At 72.6% G+C, this 15,596-nt stretch carries 14 protein-coding genes and 4 pseudogenes; 13 read left to right on the top strand and 5 right to left on the bottom strand.

The annotated features are described in order from the left end of the window. From JNW87_RS21465 to JNW87_RS21495, 7 genes and pseudogenes are all read left to right on the top strand, one after another. A partial coding sequence (locus tag JNW87_RS21465) for a hypothetical protein (protein ID WP_238454278.1) occupies positions 1-342 on the top strand: 342 nt, incomplete at its 5' end. Positions 343-537: 195 nt separating this feature from the next. Next, positions 538-774, top strand: a complete 237-nt coding sequence (locus JNW87_RS21470; RefSeq protein WP_109800244.1) for an AtpZ/AtpI family protein — start codon at positions 538-540, stop codon at positions 772-774. A gap of 11 nt (positions 775-785) precedes the next feature. Next, on the top strand, positions 786-1,583 hold the full coding sequence (atpB, locus tag JNW87_RS21475) for a F0F1 ATP synthase subunit A (protein WP_109800237.1): 798 nt from the start codon (positions 786-788) through the stop codon (positions 1,581-1,583). A 68-nt stretch (positions 1,584-1,651) separates the two neighbouring features. Further along, positions 1,652-1,882, top strand: coding sequence for an ATP synthase F0 subunit C (locus tag JNW87_RS21480; protein WP_109800236.1), 231 nt, complete (start codon positions 1,652-1,654; stop codon positions 1,880-1,882). Positions 1,883-1,911: 29 nt separating this feature from the next. After that, on the top strand, positions 1,912-2,451 hold the full coding sequence (locus tag JNW87_RS21485; protein ID WP_109800235.1) for a F0F1 ATP synthase subunit B: 540 nt from the start codon (positions 1,912-1,914) through the stop codon (positions 2,449-2,451). Beyond that, positions 2,451-3,272: a F0F1 ATP synthase subunit delta gene (locus JNW87_RS21490; RefSeq protein WP_109800234.1), complete on the top strand. Its 822-nt coding sequence runs from the start codon at positions 2,451-2,453 to the stop codon at positions 3,270-3,272. The genes JNW87_RS21485 and JNW87_RS21490 overlap by 1 nt, the downstream gene beginning before the upstream one ends. Positions 3,273-3,357: 85 nt before the next feature. Then, positions 3,358-3,722: pseudogene (locus tag JNW87_RS21495) on the top strand (F0F1 ATP synthase subunit alpha); the annotation flags it as partial. Between the two features lies 1 nt (position 3,723). Here the strand turns inward: JNW87_RS21495 and JNW87_RS21500 are convergent. From JNW87_RS21500 to JNW87_RS21515, 4 genes and pseudogenes are all read right to left on the bottom strand, one after another. Next, positions 3,724-4,410 (bottom strand): annotated as a pseudogene (locus JNW87_RS21500) (serine/threonine-protein kinase); the annotation flags it as partial. A gap of 195 nt (positions 4,411-4,605) precedes the next feature. After that, positions 4,606-4,908 (bottom strand): hypothetical protein, encoded by a 303-nt coding sequence (locus JNW87_RS21505; RefSeq protein ID WP_238454281.1) that lies wholly within the window; start codon positions 4,906-4,908, stop codon positions 4,606-4,608. Between the two features lie 233 nt (positions 4,909-5,141). Further along, positions 5,142-6,467 carry a glycosyltransferase family 4 protein gene (locus JNW87_RS21510; RefSeq protein WP_109800017.1) on the bottom strand — a complete coding sequence of 442 codons (1,326 nt, stop codon included), beginning with the start codon at positions 6,465-6,467 and terminating at the stop codon, positions 5,142-5,144. 142 nt (positions 6,468-6,609) lie between these two features. Beyond that, positions 6,610-8,547: pseudogene (locus JNW87_RS21515) on the bottom strand (amylo-alpha-1,6-glucosidase). 42 nt (positions 8,548-8,589) lie between these two features. Here JNW87_RS21515 and JNW87_RS21525 point away from each other — a divergent pair. Next, a pseudogene (locus tag JNW87_RS21525) lies at positions 8,590-11,291 on the top strand (glucosidase). Between the two features lie 40 nt (positions 11,292-11,331). Here the strand turns inward: JNW87_RS21525 and JNW87_RS21530 are convergent. Further along, a complete protein-coding gene (locus tag JNW87_RS21530) occupies positions 11,332-12,681 on the bottom strand; it encodes a hypothetical protein (RefSeq protein ID WP_236647303.1) in 1,350 nt (449 codons plus the stop codon). A gap of 213 nt (positions 12,682-12,894) precedes the next feature. Between JNW87_RS21530 and JNW87_RS21535 the strand changes: the two genes are divergently transcribed. From JNW87_RS21535 to JNW87_RS21550, 5 genes are all read left to right on the top strand, one after another. After that, positions 12,895-13,593, top strand: a complete 699-nt coding sequence (locus JNW87_RS21535) for an HAD family hydrolase (RefSeq protein WP_109800021.1) — start codon at positions 12,895-12,897, stop codon at positions 13,591-13,593. 21 nt (positions 13,594-13,614) lie between these two features. Continuing rightward, positions 13,615-13,953, top strand: a complete 339-nt coding sequence (locus JNW87_RS39665) for a DUF4184 family protein (protein WP_309234012.1) — start codon at positions 13,615-13,617, stop codon at positions 13,951-13,953. Further along, positions 13,953-14,399, top strand: coding sequence for a DUF4184 family protein (locus JNW87_RS39670; RefSeq protein WP_309234013.1), 447 nt, complete (start codon positions 13,953-13,955; stop codon positions 14,397-14,399). The genes JNW87_RS39665 and JNW87_RS39670 overlap by 1 nt, the downstream gene beginning before the upstream one ends. A 340-nt stretch (positions 14,400-14,739) precedes the next feature. Further along, positions 14,740-15,216 (top strand): hypothetical protein, encoded by a 477-nt coding sequence (locus JNW87_RS21545; RefSeq protein ID WP_146230972.1) that lies wholly within the window; start codon positions 14,740-14,742, stop codon positions 15,214-15,216. Between the two features lie 32 nt (positions 15,217-15,248). Beyond that, positions 15,249-15,560 (top strand): transposase, encoded by a 312-nt coding sequence (locus JNW87_RS21550; protein WP_161557755.1) that lies wholly within the window; start codon positions 15,249-15,251, stop codon positions 15,558-15,560. Positions 15,561-15,596: the final 36 nt, after the last annotated feature.

A 15,596-nucleotide genomic window follows, 5' to 3' on the forward strand; every position in this document is an offset into this window, starting at 1 on the left:
GTGCTGGGCGCGCTCGCCGCGGTGGTCGGCGGGGTGACCGGCGGGGCGGACGCCGCGCTGGGCGCGGCGGCCGGGGTGGCCGTCACCGCGGTCAGCTACACCCTCACCACGGTCGTGCTGGCCTGGGCCGACGCCCGCGACCCGCAGCTCGTGCTGCCCTTCGGGCTGGGTCTCTACGCGGCGAAGTTCACCCTGCTCGGCGCGGTGATGATCGGGGTGGCGTCGACCGGCTGGTCGGGGCTGATCCCGCTCTGCCTGGGCATCGCCGCCGGGGTGACGGTCTGGACCGGCGTGCACATCTGGTGGCTGACCACGGTGCACGCCCGCCGCGTCCACAACTGAGCGACGCGGTCGCCGGCCACCACAGTCCCAGCTTTCGGACGGCACGCCGGTGTGTCCGCGATCGGTCATTCTCTCAGTGGCCAGAGGGGAGTAGCGTGCCTCCAGACGACTTCGCCCGCCCGTGTCCCACACAACTTGGTTGTGCGGGGGGTGAGGCACAGCCTCGTCCACTCGACTGATATCGTTCGCCCCGTCATGGCCGGTGACCAGAAACCCCCCAGCACTGGCGGCACAGGCGACGTTCCGTCCGGTGCCGGCCAGGGTTGGACCGCGCTCTCGTACCTCATCGGGGGCATGCTCGTCTGGGGTTTCATCGGCTGGCTGGTCGACCAGTGGCTCGATTCCGGCGGCATCGCCACCGGTATCGGCGTCGTGCTCGGCATGGCCGGGGGAATCATCCTGGTCGTCCGCCGACTCGGCACGCCTACTTAGGAAGGGACGCGGTGTTCGGACAGGCGAACGTCCTGGCAGCGGGCCAGGCGGAATTCCCACCCAAAGTGGAGGACTTCTACCTGCCCAGCATCCTGCCCTGGGGTGCGCACGACACGTACTGGTTCACCAAGGTCACAGCCATGGTCTGGATCGCCGTCGGCGTCCTGATCATCTTCTTCCTGGCCAGCTACCGGAAGCCGCAGCTGGTGCCGACGAAGAAGCAGTGGTTCGCCGAGTCGATCTACGGCTTCGTGCGGAACAACATCGCGGTCGACATGATCGGGCACGCGGGGGTGCGGTTCGCGCCGTACTTCACCACGCTGTTCTGCTTCGTCCTGCTGACGAACGCGTTCGCGATCATCCCGTTCTTCCAGATCTCGCCGAACTCGCACATCGCCTTCCCGGCCTTCCTCGCCGTGATCAGCTACGTGCTGTTCAACTACATCGGCATCCGGCACCACGGCTTCGTCAAGTACTTCAGGAACTCGCTCATCCCGCCGGCGCCCTGGTACATCCTGCCGCTGCTGATCCCGATCGAGTTCTTCTCGACCTTCCTGGTCCGGCCGTTCTCGCTGGCCGTCCGTCTCTTCGCGAACATGTTCGCCGGCCACATGCTCCTGCTGGTCTTCACGCTCGGCGGCTTCGCGATGCTCAGCGCCAACGCCTGGCTGGCACCGGTCTCGGTGCTGTCCTGGGTGATGACCATCGCGCTCACCTTCCTCGAGTTCCTGGTGATCGTCCTGCAGGCGTACGTCTTCACCGTGCTGACCGCCAGCTACGTGCAGGGCGCGCTCGCCGAGGAACACTGATCCACTCTCGCACCAACAGTTGTCGTCCCGCGTGACCGTCACGCGTGATAACCAGGAGGAACCCACTAATGGACATCTACGCCGCGGTAGAGGGCAGCACCGCCGCCATCGGCTACGGTCTCGCGGCCATCGGCCCGGGCATCGGTGTCGGCCTGGTCTTCGCCGCCTACATCCAGTCGACCGCCCGCCAGCCGGAGTCGTCCCGGATGACCCTGCCGTACGTCTGGATCGGCTTCGCCGTCATCGAGGCCCTGGCGCTGCTGGGCATCGCCTTCGGCTTCATCTGGGCCGGCGCCTGATCCAGCCCCTCTGACCGGGAGGTTTTCCCATGTTCTTCCTCGCCGCTGAGGGTGGTGAGACGACCCATAACCCGATCATCCCGCTGTGGCAGGAGGTCGTGGTCGGTGGGATCGCCTTCATCGTGCTCTGCTTCGTGCTGATGAAGTTCGTCTTCCCGCGCATGGAGCAGACGTTCCAGGCCCGGGTCGACGCGATCGAGGGCGGCATCAAGCGCGCCGAGGCCGCCCAGGCCGAGGCCAACCAGCTGCTCGAGCAGTACCGGGCGCAGCTCGCCGAGGCGCGTACCGACGCCGCCAAGATCCGGGACGACGCCCGGGCCGACGCCGAGGGCATCCGCCAGGACATCCTCGCCAAGGCGCGGGAAGAGTCCGACCGGATCATCGCGGCCGGCAAGGAGCAGCTCGCCGCCGAGCGGGCTACCATCGTGCGCGAGCTGCGCACCGAGGTCGGCACCATCGCGGTGGACCTGGCCAGCAAGATCGTCGGCGAGTCGCTCGCCGACGAGGCGCGGCGCAAGGGCACCGTGGACCGGTTCCTGAGCGGTCTCGAGAGCGCGGGGGCCCGCTGATGCAGGCCGCCAGCCGGGAGTCGTACAAGATCGCGGCCGAGCGCCTCGACGCGTACGCCCGCGGCGCGGAGCCGTCGGCGGTGGCCTCCACCGCCGACGACATCCTCTCCGTCGCGACGCTGCTGCGGCGCGAGCCGCGGCTGCGCCGGGCGCTCTCCGACCCGGCCCGGTCCGGTGCCGACCGCTCCGGCCTGCTCGGCGAGATGCTGCGGGGCAAGATCGGCGCTGAGGCGCTGGACCTGCTCGCCTCGCTCGTCTCCGGCCGCTGGTCGGCGCCGTCGGAACTGCTCGACGGCACCGAGCGGCTGGGCGTCGAGGCGCTGCTCGCGAGCGCTGACAAGGCCGGCGACCTCGGCGAGGTCGAGGACGAGCTGTTCCGCTTCGGTCAGGTCGTCTCCGGTCAGTCGGCGCTCTCCAACGCGCTCTCCGACCCGATCGCCCCGGTCGAGCGGCGGGCCACCCTGGCCCGTGACCTGCTCGCCGGGCAGGCCCGCCCGGTCACCGTCCGCCTCGTCGAGGCCGCGCTCGGCGGGTTCGGGGGACGCTCCTTCACCGGCGCGCTCACCCGGCTGGTCGAGCTGGCCGCCGACCGGCGGGACCGTCAGGTCGCGTACGTGACCGTGGCGGCTCCGTTGAGTGACGAGGAGGAGCGACGCCTGGGTGCCCGCCTCTCGGAGATGTACGGTCGAGAGGTTTCCGTCAAGCAGACGGTGAACCCCGAGGTGCTCGGTGGGGTGAGCGTGCGGGTCGGCTCCGATCTGTACGACGGCACCGTCCTGCGCCGCCTCAACGAGACCCGCAACGCGCTCGCGAAGCGCTGACCAGCGCCTCCCTAGCCCTGATACGACGCCATCGGACCGGTCGGTACTAGGTATCCCGGGCCCCTGAAATTTAAGGAAGCAGAGGATGGCCGAGCTGACCATCTCGACGGAGGAGATCCGTGGCGCCCTGGAGCGCTACGTCTCCTCCTACTCGACCGACGTCTCCCGCGAGGAGGTCGGCACCGTCGCCGACACCGGTGACGGCATCGCCCACGTCGAGGGCCTGCCCTCGACCATGACCAACGAGCTCCTGGAGTTCGAGGACGGCACGCTCGGCGTGGCGCTGAACCTCGACGTCCGGGAGATCGGTGTCGTCGTTCTCGGTGACTCCGCGAAGCTGGAGGAGGGGCAGCGCGTCAAGCGCACCGGCCGGTGCTCTCGGTGCCGGTCGGCGACGCCTTCCTCGGCCGCGTGGTCAACGCGCTCGGCCAGCCGATCGACGGCCTCGGTGCTGCAACAGCCCCGCCAGCGCCGGCCGCAGCGGGCCGGCCCGGCGCATCGGGTCGGGCGGATCGGTGGCCAGCGCGCTCAGCGTCGCCATCGCGCTGGCCCGGGCGTACGGGGACCGCCCCTCCACCGCCGCGTAGAGCGTCGCCCCGAGCGACCACAGGTCGGTACGCGGGTCGGAGATCCCGTCCCGGGCCCGCTCCGGGGCGACGAAGTGCGGTGAGCCGAGCACCATCCCGGGCCCGGTCATCGCCCCGTCCCCGCCGACGAACGTGGCCAGCCCGAAGTCGGTCAGCACCACCCGGCCGTCGTGGGCGACGAGGACGTTGTGCGGCTTGACGTCGCGGTGCAGCACGCCGGCGGCGTGTGCGGCGCGCAGCGCGGCCAGCACCGCCAGCCCGATCTCGGCGGTCCGCCGGGGCGGCAGCGGTCCGTCCGTGTCCAGGAGTTCCTGCAGCGAACGGGACGGCACGTACTCCATGACGATCCAGGGGCTGCCCCGGTCGTGCACCACGTCGTAGATGCGGACCACGTTCGGGTGGTTCAGCCGGGCGGCGGTACGCGCCTCGCGCAGCGTCCGCAGCCGCAACTCGTCCCGTTCCGATTCGGTCAGCCAGCCGGGTGGGACGACCTCCTTCACCGCCACGTCCCGGTGCAGCATCTCGTCGCGGGCCCGCCAGACCCGGCCCATGCCACCGGACCCGACCTGGTCGAGCAGCCGGTAACGCCCGGCGACCAGCAACTGCAGCACCTCGGCGCCCCCTCGGCCACTCCCCGTACACGATAGTCAGCGGTCGGTGTTTTCTCATCCGTGGTGGGCGAGCGGCAGGCGGTCAGCCCGGCGAGCCGGCCGGGCCGCCCGGCTGGAAGCTCTGCCGGACGCGGGTCAGGTCGGCGCCCGCCGCGGCCCAGTCACCGTCCAGGGTGGTCCAGCCGAACGTCCAGGCGCCGGCCTTCGCCTGGAGGAGCCGCAGGGCGTCCAGGTTCTCCCCGTTCGGCGCGGGTGAGTCGGGACGCGGTCAGCGCGCTGCACCTCGCAGGTGAACGCCACGTACCAGCGTCCGCCGTCACGGCGCACCGTCGCGGACAGGATCCGCGCCGCGCCCGCCTCGACGCGGCGGGCCAGCGCGGCCCGCTCCTGCGACGGCGTCAGGTCCAGGGCGAACCGGTACGCCTGCATCGTCTTCACGCGACGCATCTGCGGCGGTGGCGGCTTCAACCGCGCGGTTCACCGCCACCTCGCGGTGCGGCATCTCGTCCCGGGCGAGCCAGACCCGCCCCATTCCGCCGCGTCCGACCAGCTCGAGCAGGCGGTACCGGCCGGCGATCACTACCTGCCGCACGGTTCTCCTCACCGCTGGTCGACGTCCACCGTAGCCAACGGGTCGGGTGTGACCTGTCGGTCGTCAGGGCCGCTCCGGGTCAGCTGGCGGCCCCGGTCAGCAGATTCCCGTCCGGGATGGCGATGGCGGGCCGGCCACCGGCCAGCACGGCGGCGGCCCGCCGGGCCTGGAACGCCCCGTGCTCCCGGCGGGCGGCCGCGTAGCTGGCCGCGGTGTGCGCGGCGATGGTGGACCAGCCGTACCGCTCGGCCACCATGGTGCGGGCCCGGCGGGCGACCCGGCGGGCGAAGACCTCGTCGCCGAGGAGCTGGTCGACCGCGCCGCCGAGCGCGCCGGGGTCGCTGTGCGGGAAGGTCACCCCGGTGACGCCGGGCTCGACGATCTCGGCCAGCCCGCCGGTGCTCGCCACCGCGAGGGGGGCTCCGGCGGCCGCCGCCTCCAGGGCGATCATGCCGAACGGCTCGTAGAGGCTGGGGATCACGGTCGCGTCGGTCGCGGCGAGCACCGCCGGCAGCTGGGTGGCGTCCATGAAGCCCGCGAAGCGCACGGTGTCGCCGAGGTGCAGCCGCCGCGCCTCGGCGACCAGCTCCTCCCGGTACGGCCCGTCCCCGGCGATGACCACCCGCAGCCCCGGGTGCCGGTCCCGCAGGTACGGCACCGCGTGCACCAGGTGCTGCACGCCCTTCTCGTAGACCAGCCGGCCGGCGTACCCGATCAGCGGGCCGTCGCCGGCGTAGCGGGCCCGGGCGGAGGCGACCGTCCGCGGGCGGGCGTGCCAGGCCCGGTGGTCGACCCCGTTGGGGACCACGTCGATCCGCCCGGTCGGCACGTCGAAGAGCCGGGCCACCTGGTCCCGCATGTAACCGGAGCAGGCGATCACCCGGGCCGAGGCGTTGCTCAGCCAGTGCTCGACGCCGTGGATGGTGCGGTTCATCTCCGCAGGCAGCCAGCCCTGGTGCCGGCCGGCCTCGGTGGCGTGGATGGTGGTGACCAGCGGCAGGTCGAGGTGTTCGGCGAGGGTGACCGCGGAGTGCGCGACCAGCCAGTCGTGGGCGTGGATCACGTCGTACCCGCCGGACCCGGCGGCCCGCAGGGCGGTGCGGGTGAGGGTGTGGTTGAACGCCATCGTCCAGGCCAGCAGGGAGCCGGTGGCGAGCGGGAAGGCGACCGGGTCCTCGGCGGCCCGGAGGATCCGGACGCCGTCGGCGTACTCCTCCAGCGGGGCGCCCTCGGCGTGCCGGGTGACCACGGTGACCTCGTGGCCGGCGACGGCCAGAGCGACGGAGAGGGCGTGCACGTGGCGGCCGAGTCCACCGACGAGCACGGGCGGGTACTCCCAGGAGAGGATCAGCACCCGCTGGTGCCGGGCGGGGTGGATGTCGATCACGTCGGCGTCAGGTGACATGCGGCCCCCTTTGAGTTGTTCCCGCACCACGCGGCGGCGGGCACCACACCGGATGCCGGCCGTCTCGGGTGGGTCGAGGCCAATCCTGCCGACCGGTCGATAACCAGCGGAGACGCGGTGGTTGCCGGTGTGTAACGCGTGCCTATCCGGCCCGCCGGACGCGCAACAGCTCGGCGACCGACCACGCCTGGAACGGGCAGCCGGTCGCGCCGTGCGGGGCGAGGGCGTCGGCCGTCTCGCTCACCGATCCCAGCCCGTACTCGCCCAGATGCCCCTCGAGTCCGACCAGAAGATCGTCGGTGGGCAGCCCGGCCCGCCGGTACGCGTCGACCAGCGGCCCGATCAGCCACGGCCACACGGTGCCCTGGTGGTAGGCCCCGTCCCGCTCCGCCGGACCGCCCCGGTGCCGGCCGACGAAACCCGGCGAGTCGGGGGAGAGGCTGCACGGCCCGAGCGGGGTGAACAGCGCGGCGGTGATTCGGCGCAGCGTCGCCTCGTCCGGCTCCAGCGGGGCGTACGGCAGCGACCAGGCGAGCAGCTGGTTCGGGCGGAGCAGGTCGTCGTCGTGGTGCGGGGCCCCGCCCAGCGGGTACGCCGGGGCCGGCGCGTCCACCACGTCGTGCAGCCAGCCCACCGGCGCCGGGAACCGCTTCCGGAACGCCGTGGTCGCCTTCGAGTGCAGCCCCCACAGCGCGGTGGCGTCCCGGCCGACCAGCTCGGTCAGCTCGGCCAGGCCGGCCAGCCCGTTCACCCAGAGCGCGTTGACCTCCACCGGCTTGCCGGTACGCGGCGTCACCGGCACCCCGCATACCCGGGCGTCCATCCAGGTCAGCGCGGTGTCCGGCGGGCCGCCCTGGGTGAGCAGCCCGTCGGCCGGGTCGACCGCGATGCCGTACCGGGTGCCGGCCAGGTGCGCCTCGACCACGGCGTGCAGCGCGGGCAGCAGCTCGCCGGCGAGGTCGGTGTCGCCGGTGGCGGTGACGTGCCGGCTCACCGCGTGCAGGAACCACAGCGTCGCGTCGACCGTGTTGTACTCCACCCGGCCGGTGTCGGCGGTGTTCGCCAGCATCCCCTCGGACAGCGTCGCCGCGTACGCCCGCAGCAGCTCCCGCCCCTCGTCGGCCCGGTTGGTGCGGAGGAACAGCCCCTCGTACGAGGTCATGGTGTCCCGTGACCAGGCGCCGAACCACGGGTAGCCGGCGACCACGTCGGGGCCGGCGGCCGTGCGCACCACGAACGCGTCGGCGGCCAGGGCGAGGGTCGCCGCCGCCGGGTCGGCCGGCTTCGCCGCGGCCACCACCTCCCGGTTGCGCCGCCGCGCCGCCTCGACCAGCGCGGTCGCCGCGGGCGGGTGGTCGGTCAGGTCGTCGGCCCAGGCCAGCACCGACACCGTGTCGCCCGGGCGGTCCAGCGCGCCGGCGAAGCGGCCCGCGTACCAGAGGTCCTCGTCCGGGTTGAGCCCGCGGGCCGCCTCCTCGCGTGGCGCACCCCCAGCCACCACTTCCCCTCAGGCGCCAGTCCGGCCCGACCAGCCGGAACGCCCCCTCGACCACCGCCCCGCCGGCGGCCGGCTCCAGCCGGGGCGTCGGCCGTCGGCCCGCCGCTCGCCGTGCGCGTCCCGCCAGGTGCAGGCCGCCGCCAGGTCCAGCCGGACCGGGCCGCCCGACACCAGCCGGTGCACCACCGCCACGCAGGACCGGCCGTACGCCATGGCGATCTCCCGCTCGATCACCACGTCACCGATCCGCCAGCGCCAGCGCGGCACCCCGTCGACCAGGGCGAACTGCTCCAGCAGCTCGAAGCCGCGCGGGTCGACGTCGCCGGAGGCCCACTCGTGCGCGCCGAGGCGCACCCGCGCCCCCGACGGTAGGGTGACCGCCGGGTCGAGGCTGACCAGCCCCATCCGGCGGGTCGCCGGCGTTTCCCCGGCCGCCACCAGCAGCCCGTGGTAGCGGCGGGTACGCAGCCCGCTGACCGTGCCCATGGCGTAGCCGCCCCGCCCGTCGGGGAGCAGCCACTCCCGGGTCGACCCGGCGTCGAGGTCGCCGCAGACCTGCGGACCGAAGCGAATCCCGTTCATCTTTCCTCCACCCGGGGCGGCGTGCCGCACGCCACGACGAGAATGGCCGCTGTGGTGAAGTACCCCGGCGGCGTCGAAGATGTGCAGGTGATCACTGACCGTCCGACCTCCGCTGCCCCCGACCCCGAGCGGCTCCGGCTCGCCCAGGCCGATGCCGGCGAGCAGGACTGGCGCGCATGGGGTCCCTATCTGTCCGAGCGGGCGTGGGGGACGGTACGGGAGGACTACAGCGAACACGGCACGGCGTGGGACTACTTCCCCCACGATCACGCGCGGTCCCGAGCCTACCGGTGGAACGAGGACGGCATGGCCGGCGTCTGCGACGACCGGCAGACATTCTGCTTCGCCCTCGCCCTCTGGAACGGGAAGGACCCGATCCTCAAGGAGCGGATGTTCGGCCTCGGCGGCGACGGGGGCAACCACGGCGAGGACGTGAAGGAGTACTGGTGGTACGAGGACTCCACCCCCACCCACTCCTTCATGCGCTGGCGCTACCACTACCCGCAGGCCGCCTTCCCGTACGACGAGCTGGTGGCGGTCAACGCGCTGCGCGGCCGGGACGACACCGAGTACGAGCTGGTCGACACCGGGATCTTCGACGACGACCGGTACTGGGCGGTGACCGTCGACTACGCCAAGGCGTCCCCGAGCGACATGTGCATCCTGGTGACGGTCGCCAACCGGGGCGACCGGGCCGAGCGGCTGCACGTGCTGCCCACGCTGTGGTTCCGCAACACCTGGTCGTGGGGGCTGCCCGGCGGCGACCGGGTGCCGAAACTGGTGGGTGACGGCGCCCGGCTGGTCGGCGAGCACTGGGTGCTCGGCCAGGTCCTGCTGGAGGGCGACGGCGCGCCGACCCCGCTGCTCTGCGACAACGACACCAACGCCGAGCGGCTCTGGGGGCTGCCGGGCCGGTCGGCGTACCCGAAGGACGGGATCAACGACCACGTGGTGGCCGGCGCGGCCACGGTCAACCCGGACCGGGAGGGGACCAAGGGCGCGCTGCACTACGTGTTCGACGTGCCGGCCGGGGGCCAGCGGCAGATCCGGCTGCGGCTGACCCGGACCGCTCCGCCGCCGGCATCCGCCCCGCCGCCGCCGGCCGAGCTGGGCGACGGTTTCGACGCGGTGCTCTGGGCCCGGCGGGCCGAGGCGAACCGGTTCTTCGACAGCGTCGTCCCGGCCGCCGCGAGCGCCGACGAGGCGCTGGTGGCCCGGCAGGCCATCGCCGGGGTGATGTGGGGCAAGCAGTTCTACCACTTCGACGTCAAGCGGTGGCTGGAGGGCGACCCCGGCTCCACGCCACCGCCGGCCGGTCGGCGGCACGGGCGCAACAGCCACTGGTGGCACATGACCAGCTTCGACGTGATCTCCATGCCGGACCCTTGGGAGTACCCCTGGTACGCGGCCTGGGACCTGGCCTTCCACTGCGTCACCATCGCCCGGGTCGACCCCGGCTTCGCGAAGGAGCAGCTGCTGCTCCTGCTGCGTGAGTGGTACCTGCACCCCAACGGGCAGATCCCGGCGTACGAGTGGGCGTTCGGCGACGTGAACCCGCCGGTGCACGCCTGGGCGGCGCTGAAGGTCTTCGAGATCGACGGCTCCCGCGACCACGAGTTCCTCGCCCGGGTGATGCACAAGCTGCTGCTCAACTTCACCTGGTGGGTGAACCGCAAGGACACCGGCGGCAACAACGTCTTCGAGGGCGGCTTCCTCGGGCTGGACAACGTCGGCCCGTTCGACCGCTCCGCCGCGCTGCCGGTGGCCGGGGTGCTCGAGCAGTCCGACGGCACCGGCTGGATGGCCATGTACGCGCTGAACCTGCTCGACATGGCCATCGTGCTGGCCGAGCACGACCGGGCGTACGTGGACACCGCGACGAAGTTCTTCGAGCACTTCGCGTACATCGCCGCGGCCGCGTACGACCAGGGGCTCTGGGACGACGAGGACGCCTTCTTCTACGACGTGCTGCGGCTGGCCGACGGCAGCCAGGTGCCGCTGAAGGTCCGCTCGGTGGTCGGGCTGCTGCCGCTCGCGGCGACCACCCGGCTCACCGCGAAGACCCTGCACCGGCTGCCCGAGCTGGGTGCCCGGCTGCGCTGGTTCCTCACCAACCGCCCCGAGTACGCCGACGTGATCGGCGCCCGCCGGCTCGGCCCGGACGGGCGGCAGCAGCGGCTGCTCTCCATGGTCGGCCCGGACCAGGTGGTCCGGCTGCTCGCCCGGATGCTGGACACCGACGAGTTCCTCTCCGAGTACGGCCTGCGCACGCTCAGCCGCGCCCACCTGGACAAGCCGTTCACGGTGACCCTCGGCGGCCAGGAGTTCAGCGTCGGCTACGAGCCGGCCGAGTCGACCAGCGGCCTGTTCGGCGGCAACTCCAACTGGCGCGGCCCGATCTGGATGCCGACCAACTTCCTGTTGATCAGCGCGCTGCGCGACTACGCGGCCTTCTTCGGCGACGACCTCCAGGTCGAGTACCCGACCCGCTCCGGGAGCAAGCACACGCTCGACGAGATCGCCGACGACCTCTCCGCGCGGCTGATCTCGCTCTTCACCCGGGACGGCTGGGGCCGGCGCCCCATCTACGGCGCGGCCCAGCTCTTCCAGACCCACCCGGACTGGCGGGACCTGATCTGCTTCCCGGAGTACTTCCACGGCGACAACGGCGCCGGGCTGGGGGCCTGGCACCAGACCGGCTGGACGGCGCTGGTCGCGACCTGATCCTCACCCGGCGCCGCTGAGCCGGGGCGCGACGGCCGCCCGGCCGCCGCGCCCGCCCGCTCAGGGCAGCGGGAAGAAGGCCACCCGCGCGTGGTACTCGCCGGCCACCATGGTGGTGTCGCTGCCGACGAAGAGGCCCCGGTCGGTGGCGTACAGCTCGCCGGTGCCGACGCCCCGGTCCTTCGTCGGGTTCCAGGCGAGGGCCCGGCCGGTGACCGGGTGGATCGCGCCGATGCCGGGGCGGGAGACCGCACCGGCGCCGGCCGAGTTGCGGCCGAGCGGGTTGTCCAGCCAGCGCTGGTGCCCGCCGACGTAGACCGCGGAGCCGGTGATCGCCACCGAGAGCAGGGTGTCCCCGCCGGTGTAGTTCACCCAGGTCGGCTGCTTGCCGCCGGTCTCCGCGCCGAACTCGAAGCGGGAGGCCGCGTCGCAGAGTGTGCCCGGGAACGCGGCGCCGGTGGTGACCGCGACGAACCAGGAGCCGTCCGGCGAGATGTCCACCCCCCGCAGATAGGTGGGCATGCTCGCCGCGCACTGCGGCTGGTACCGGGTGGTCGACCACCCGGAGAGGGTGACGCCGGCGGCGGTCAGCCCCGCCACGGCGAGCTGGTGGCGGGGCTGGCCGGCGACCGAGCTGAAGTTGCCCACGAAGACCAGCCGGCTGCCGTCCGCGGAGACGTCCAGCGCCTCGACCTTCACCGGCGCGGTGACCCCGCTGGTGGTGACCCGCGGCCCCTCCAGGCGCAGGTTCACCGTCGGGTCGGCGGCGCCGGTGGTCGCGTTCAGCGCGGCCAGGCCTCGGCGGGCCACCCCGGCCACGGTCTGGAACGCGCCGCCCACGATCAGCCGACCGCCGACCAGCCGCACGTCGTTGACCTGGTTGTTGAGCGCGGCCGGGGCGAAGCCGGCGACCCGGGCCCCGGTGGCCACGTCGAGCCGGGCCACCCGCGGTGCGGCCACCCCGTTCACCGTCGTGAACGCTCCGCCGATGTAGAGCGACCGGCCGTCGGCCGACGCGGCGAGCGCCTTCACGGTCCCGTTGACCACGGGCCGGAAGGTGGTGTCGATCCGGCCCGTGGTGGCGTCGAAGGCCACCAGCCGGGGCATGGCGAGCTGCGCGGTGTTGTTCGCGTTGCGGACCTTGGTGAAGGACCCGGCGAGATACACCCGGTTGCCGATCTGGAGGATCCGGTAGACGGTGCCGTCGAGCGCGTGCGGCGTCCAGTTCGCCGGGTCGGCGCTGACCACGGTGGCGTGCGTGGCGTTGACCGCGTGGGCCGGGGTCGCGGGAAGGGCGCTGCCGGCCGCGACGAGCGCGGCGAGCACTCCGGTGGCCGCTCTCCGGCGACGCCGGCGCCGGCCCTCCGGCCGGCCCCGGGTCTGGTGTGGATGATCACGAGAGGTCGTCATGGCCGAAGCATGCCGCGCCCAGCCGGGTACGCGCAGTCGGGTTCCCGCCGTCCGCGCCTCGGCGTTCGGCCACTTCGCACCGGCCGTCCGGCCGGCCCCGGTGATCCTTCCCGCCCGCCCGGCACCGTCCGCGCGCCGCGCCGGAAACTGGGCTGTCCCGGCCGCCCGGGGCGCAGTAGCGTGTCCCGGTCCAGCACACGGAAGGGGAACGCGATGCGGCAGCGCCGGGAGGCGACGGTGCTCATCTTCGACGCCGACGACACGCTCTGGGAGAACAACGTCCTCTTCGAGCGGGTGATCGACGACTTCCTCGCCTGGCTGGACCACCCCACGCTGGACCGGACCGAGATCCGGGCCGTGCTCGACGACATCGAGCGGGCCAACGCGGTGGCGCACGGGTACGGCAGCAAGGTCTTCCTGCGCAGCCTGGGGGACTGCCTGGAGCGGCTGCGGGAGCGGCCGGCCACGGAGCGGGAGCGCCGGGAGCTGGACGAGCTGACCGCGGCGCTGGTCGGGCACACCGTCGAGCTGATGCCGGGGGTCGCGGAGACGCTGGACGACCTCGCCACCCGCCACGAGCTGCTGCTGCTCACCAAGGGGGAACGGGAGGAGCAGCAGCGCAAGCTCGACGCCTCGGGTCTGCTGCGCCACTTCCGGGCCGCGCACATCGTCCGGGAGAAGGACGTCGACACGTACCGCTGGCTGGTCGCCGAGCACGGGTTCGACCCGGCCGACGGGTGGATGATCGGCAACTCCCCGCGGTCGGACATCCTGCCGGCCCGGGCCGCCGGCCTGAACGCGGTGTTCATCCCCAACGAGAACACCTGGGTGCTGGAGCACGACGAGCTGGACCCGACCGACACCGGAGTGGTCCGGCTGGCCGCCTTCCCCGACCTGCTCCGGCATTTCTGATCCGCCGGTAACGTCCGGGTCGTGCCGCTGACGTTCCCCTCGCACCTGGCTCCGGTGCTGCCGCTGAAGCTGTGGCGCCCGCACTGGTTCGACGGGGTGGCGCTGGCCACCGGCGCGGTGTCGCCGGACGTGGCCTACCTGTTCACCGGCACCCGGTACGACCTCGGGCTGCGGACCCACACGCTGGGCGGGCTGCTCTGGTGGTGCCTGCCGGTGGCGCTCGGCTACACCTGGATCGTCCGCCGGACGATCGCCGGGATCGCGGTGCACCTGCCGGCGAGCGGGCCTTCGCCTGGCGGGATCATGCCGCGCTCGGCGGCGTCCGGCACCCCTGGCAGGTCACGGTCTGCTCAGCGCTGATCGGCGCGGCCAGCCACGTCGCCTGGGACCGGGTCACCCACACCGACCGCTGGCTGCGCGCCCTCGGCGTGGACTGGCACGCGCTCACCGGCATGTACTGGTGGTTCTTCGCCGACCTGCTCAGCACTCTGGTCGGCGCGGTCGTCGTGGTCGGCCTGGCGCTGCGCGCCGCCAGCCGGCATGAGATCTTTGACGGCGTACGACCGCCGGCGCCACCGGCGCGCCCCACGGTCTTCTGGGGGGTGGCGCTGATCGTCACGGCCGTCGGCGCGGCGGTGCTGCCGGCGCTGCCGTATCCGACGATGCCGGCCCCCGGTGGGGTACGACTGCTGCATCTGGGCGCGCTCGCGCTGATCGCCGGGGCCGTGGCAGCGGGCCGGTCCGAGGCTCGACGGGTCGGTGGGCGGACCGGTCGCTTCGATGAGAAACAGCGACAATCCGGCTGACCCTGTTACGTCGACATGCCGTATTTCAACGTTGGTATCAATCACATTCTCGCGGGCCCGCAAAAGCTTGTCCGACCTGCGGCGGGATGCCTAACCTGGGCCCGCGTTCACGGCTCTTCGGGGTGAGTCGGGGACGCGCCGAAGTCCGGTAGTTGGGCACCGTGGAGCTGAGTGCATGCGGGCCGGCTCGCCGTGTTGAGCCCGGCGTTGGCGGCGTGCCACGCCTGCCGCGCTCGCAACGGCGAATTCCGCTACCACGCCGGACGGCTGGGGGTCAGGACCGGGGAGTTGCGGACCCGGTCCTGACCCGTCCCCGGCGCCGGCTGCCATGATCAGCGGCATGACCGCGGAATCCCGTACCCGTGCACGGGTCGCCAACCGCGCCCACCTGCTGACCACGCTGCCGCGCGACAGCACCCAGGTCGTCATCGTCACCGACGACGACCGGAGCCCGAGCCACGCCACCCTGGAGACGTTGGTCAGGACGGGCGACCGATGGGAGCCGGTGTCCGAGCTGCCCGCCCGGATCGGCCGCGACGGGTTCAGCGACCGGCACGTGGAGGGGGTACCCACCACCCCCACCGGCGTCTTCGCCTTCGGACCGACGATGTACGGCATCTCGCCGGACCCGGGCGTCCGCTACCCGTACCACCGGGTCGCGCCGGACGACTGGTGGAACGCCGCCCCCGAATCGCCGGCGTACAACACCTTCCAGCACACCGACCGGAATCCCAGCGGGGAGAGCGAGGCGCTCTGGCGGGAGGCGCCGGCCTACACCCACTTCGCGGTGATCACGTACATGAGGTTCCCCCGATAGCGTGGAGGCTAGACCTAAGGGGATAGATGGTCATGGCTGAGACGAGGAGACGGTTCGACCGGGAGTTCCGTGAGGGCGCGGTGCGGATCGTGCGGGAGACGGGCAAGCCGATCGCGCAGGTCGCCCGGGATCTGGGGATCAACGACGGCACTCTGGCCAACTGGGTGGCGCAGGATCGGCGGGCTCGCGGCGAGGCGGCCGCGGGCGGTCTCGGTGAGGACGAACGCGCCGAGCTGGTCAGGCTGCGCAGGGAGAACGCCGAGTTGGCGATGGAGCGCGACGACGCCCCTATGTTTGTCAAGTTGAGGGAGTCGGCGTTGTCGCTGGTGGCAGGGCTGCGGTGATGAGGGGGAAGATCTGTCGGGCGACGTAGCGCTTCA

Origin of the sequence: Micromonospora sp. ATA51, assembly GCF_016802855.1 — a bacterium.
GTDB lineage: Bacteria > Actinomycetota > Actinomycetes > Mycobacteriales > Micromonosporaceae > Micromonospora > Micromonospora sicca.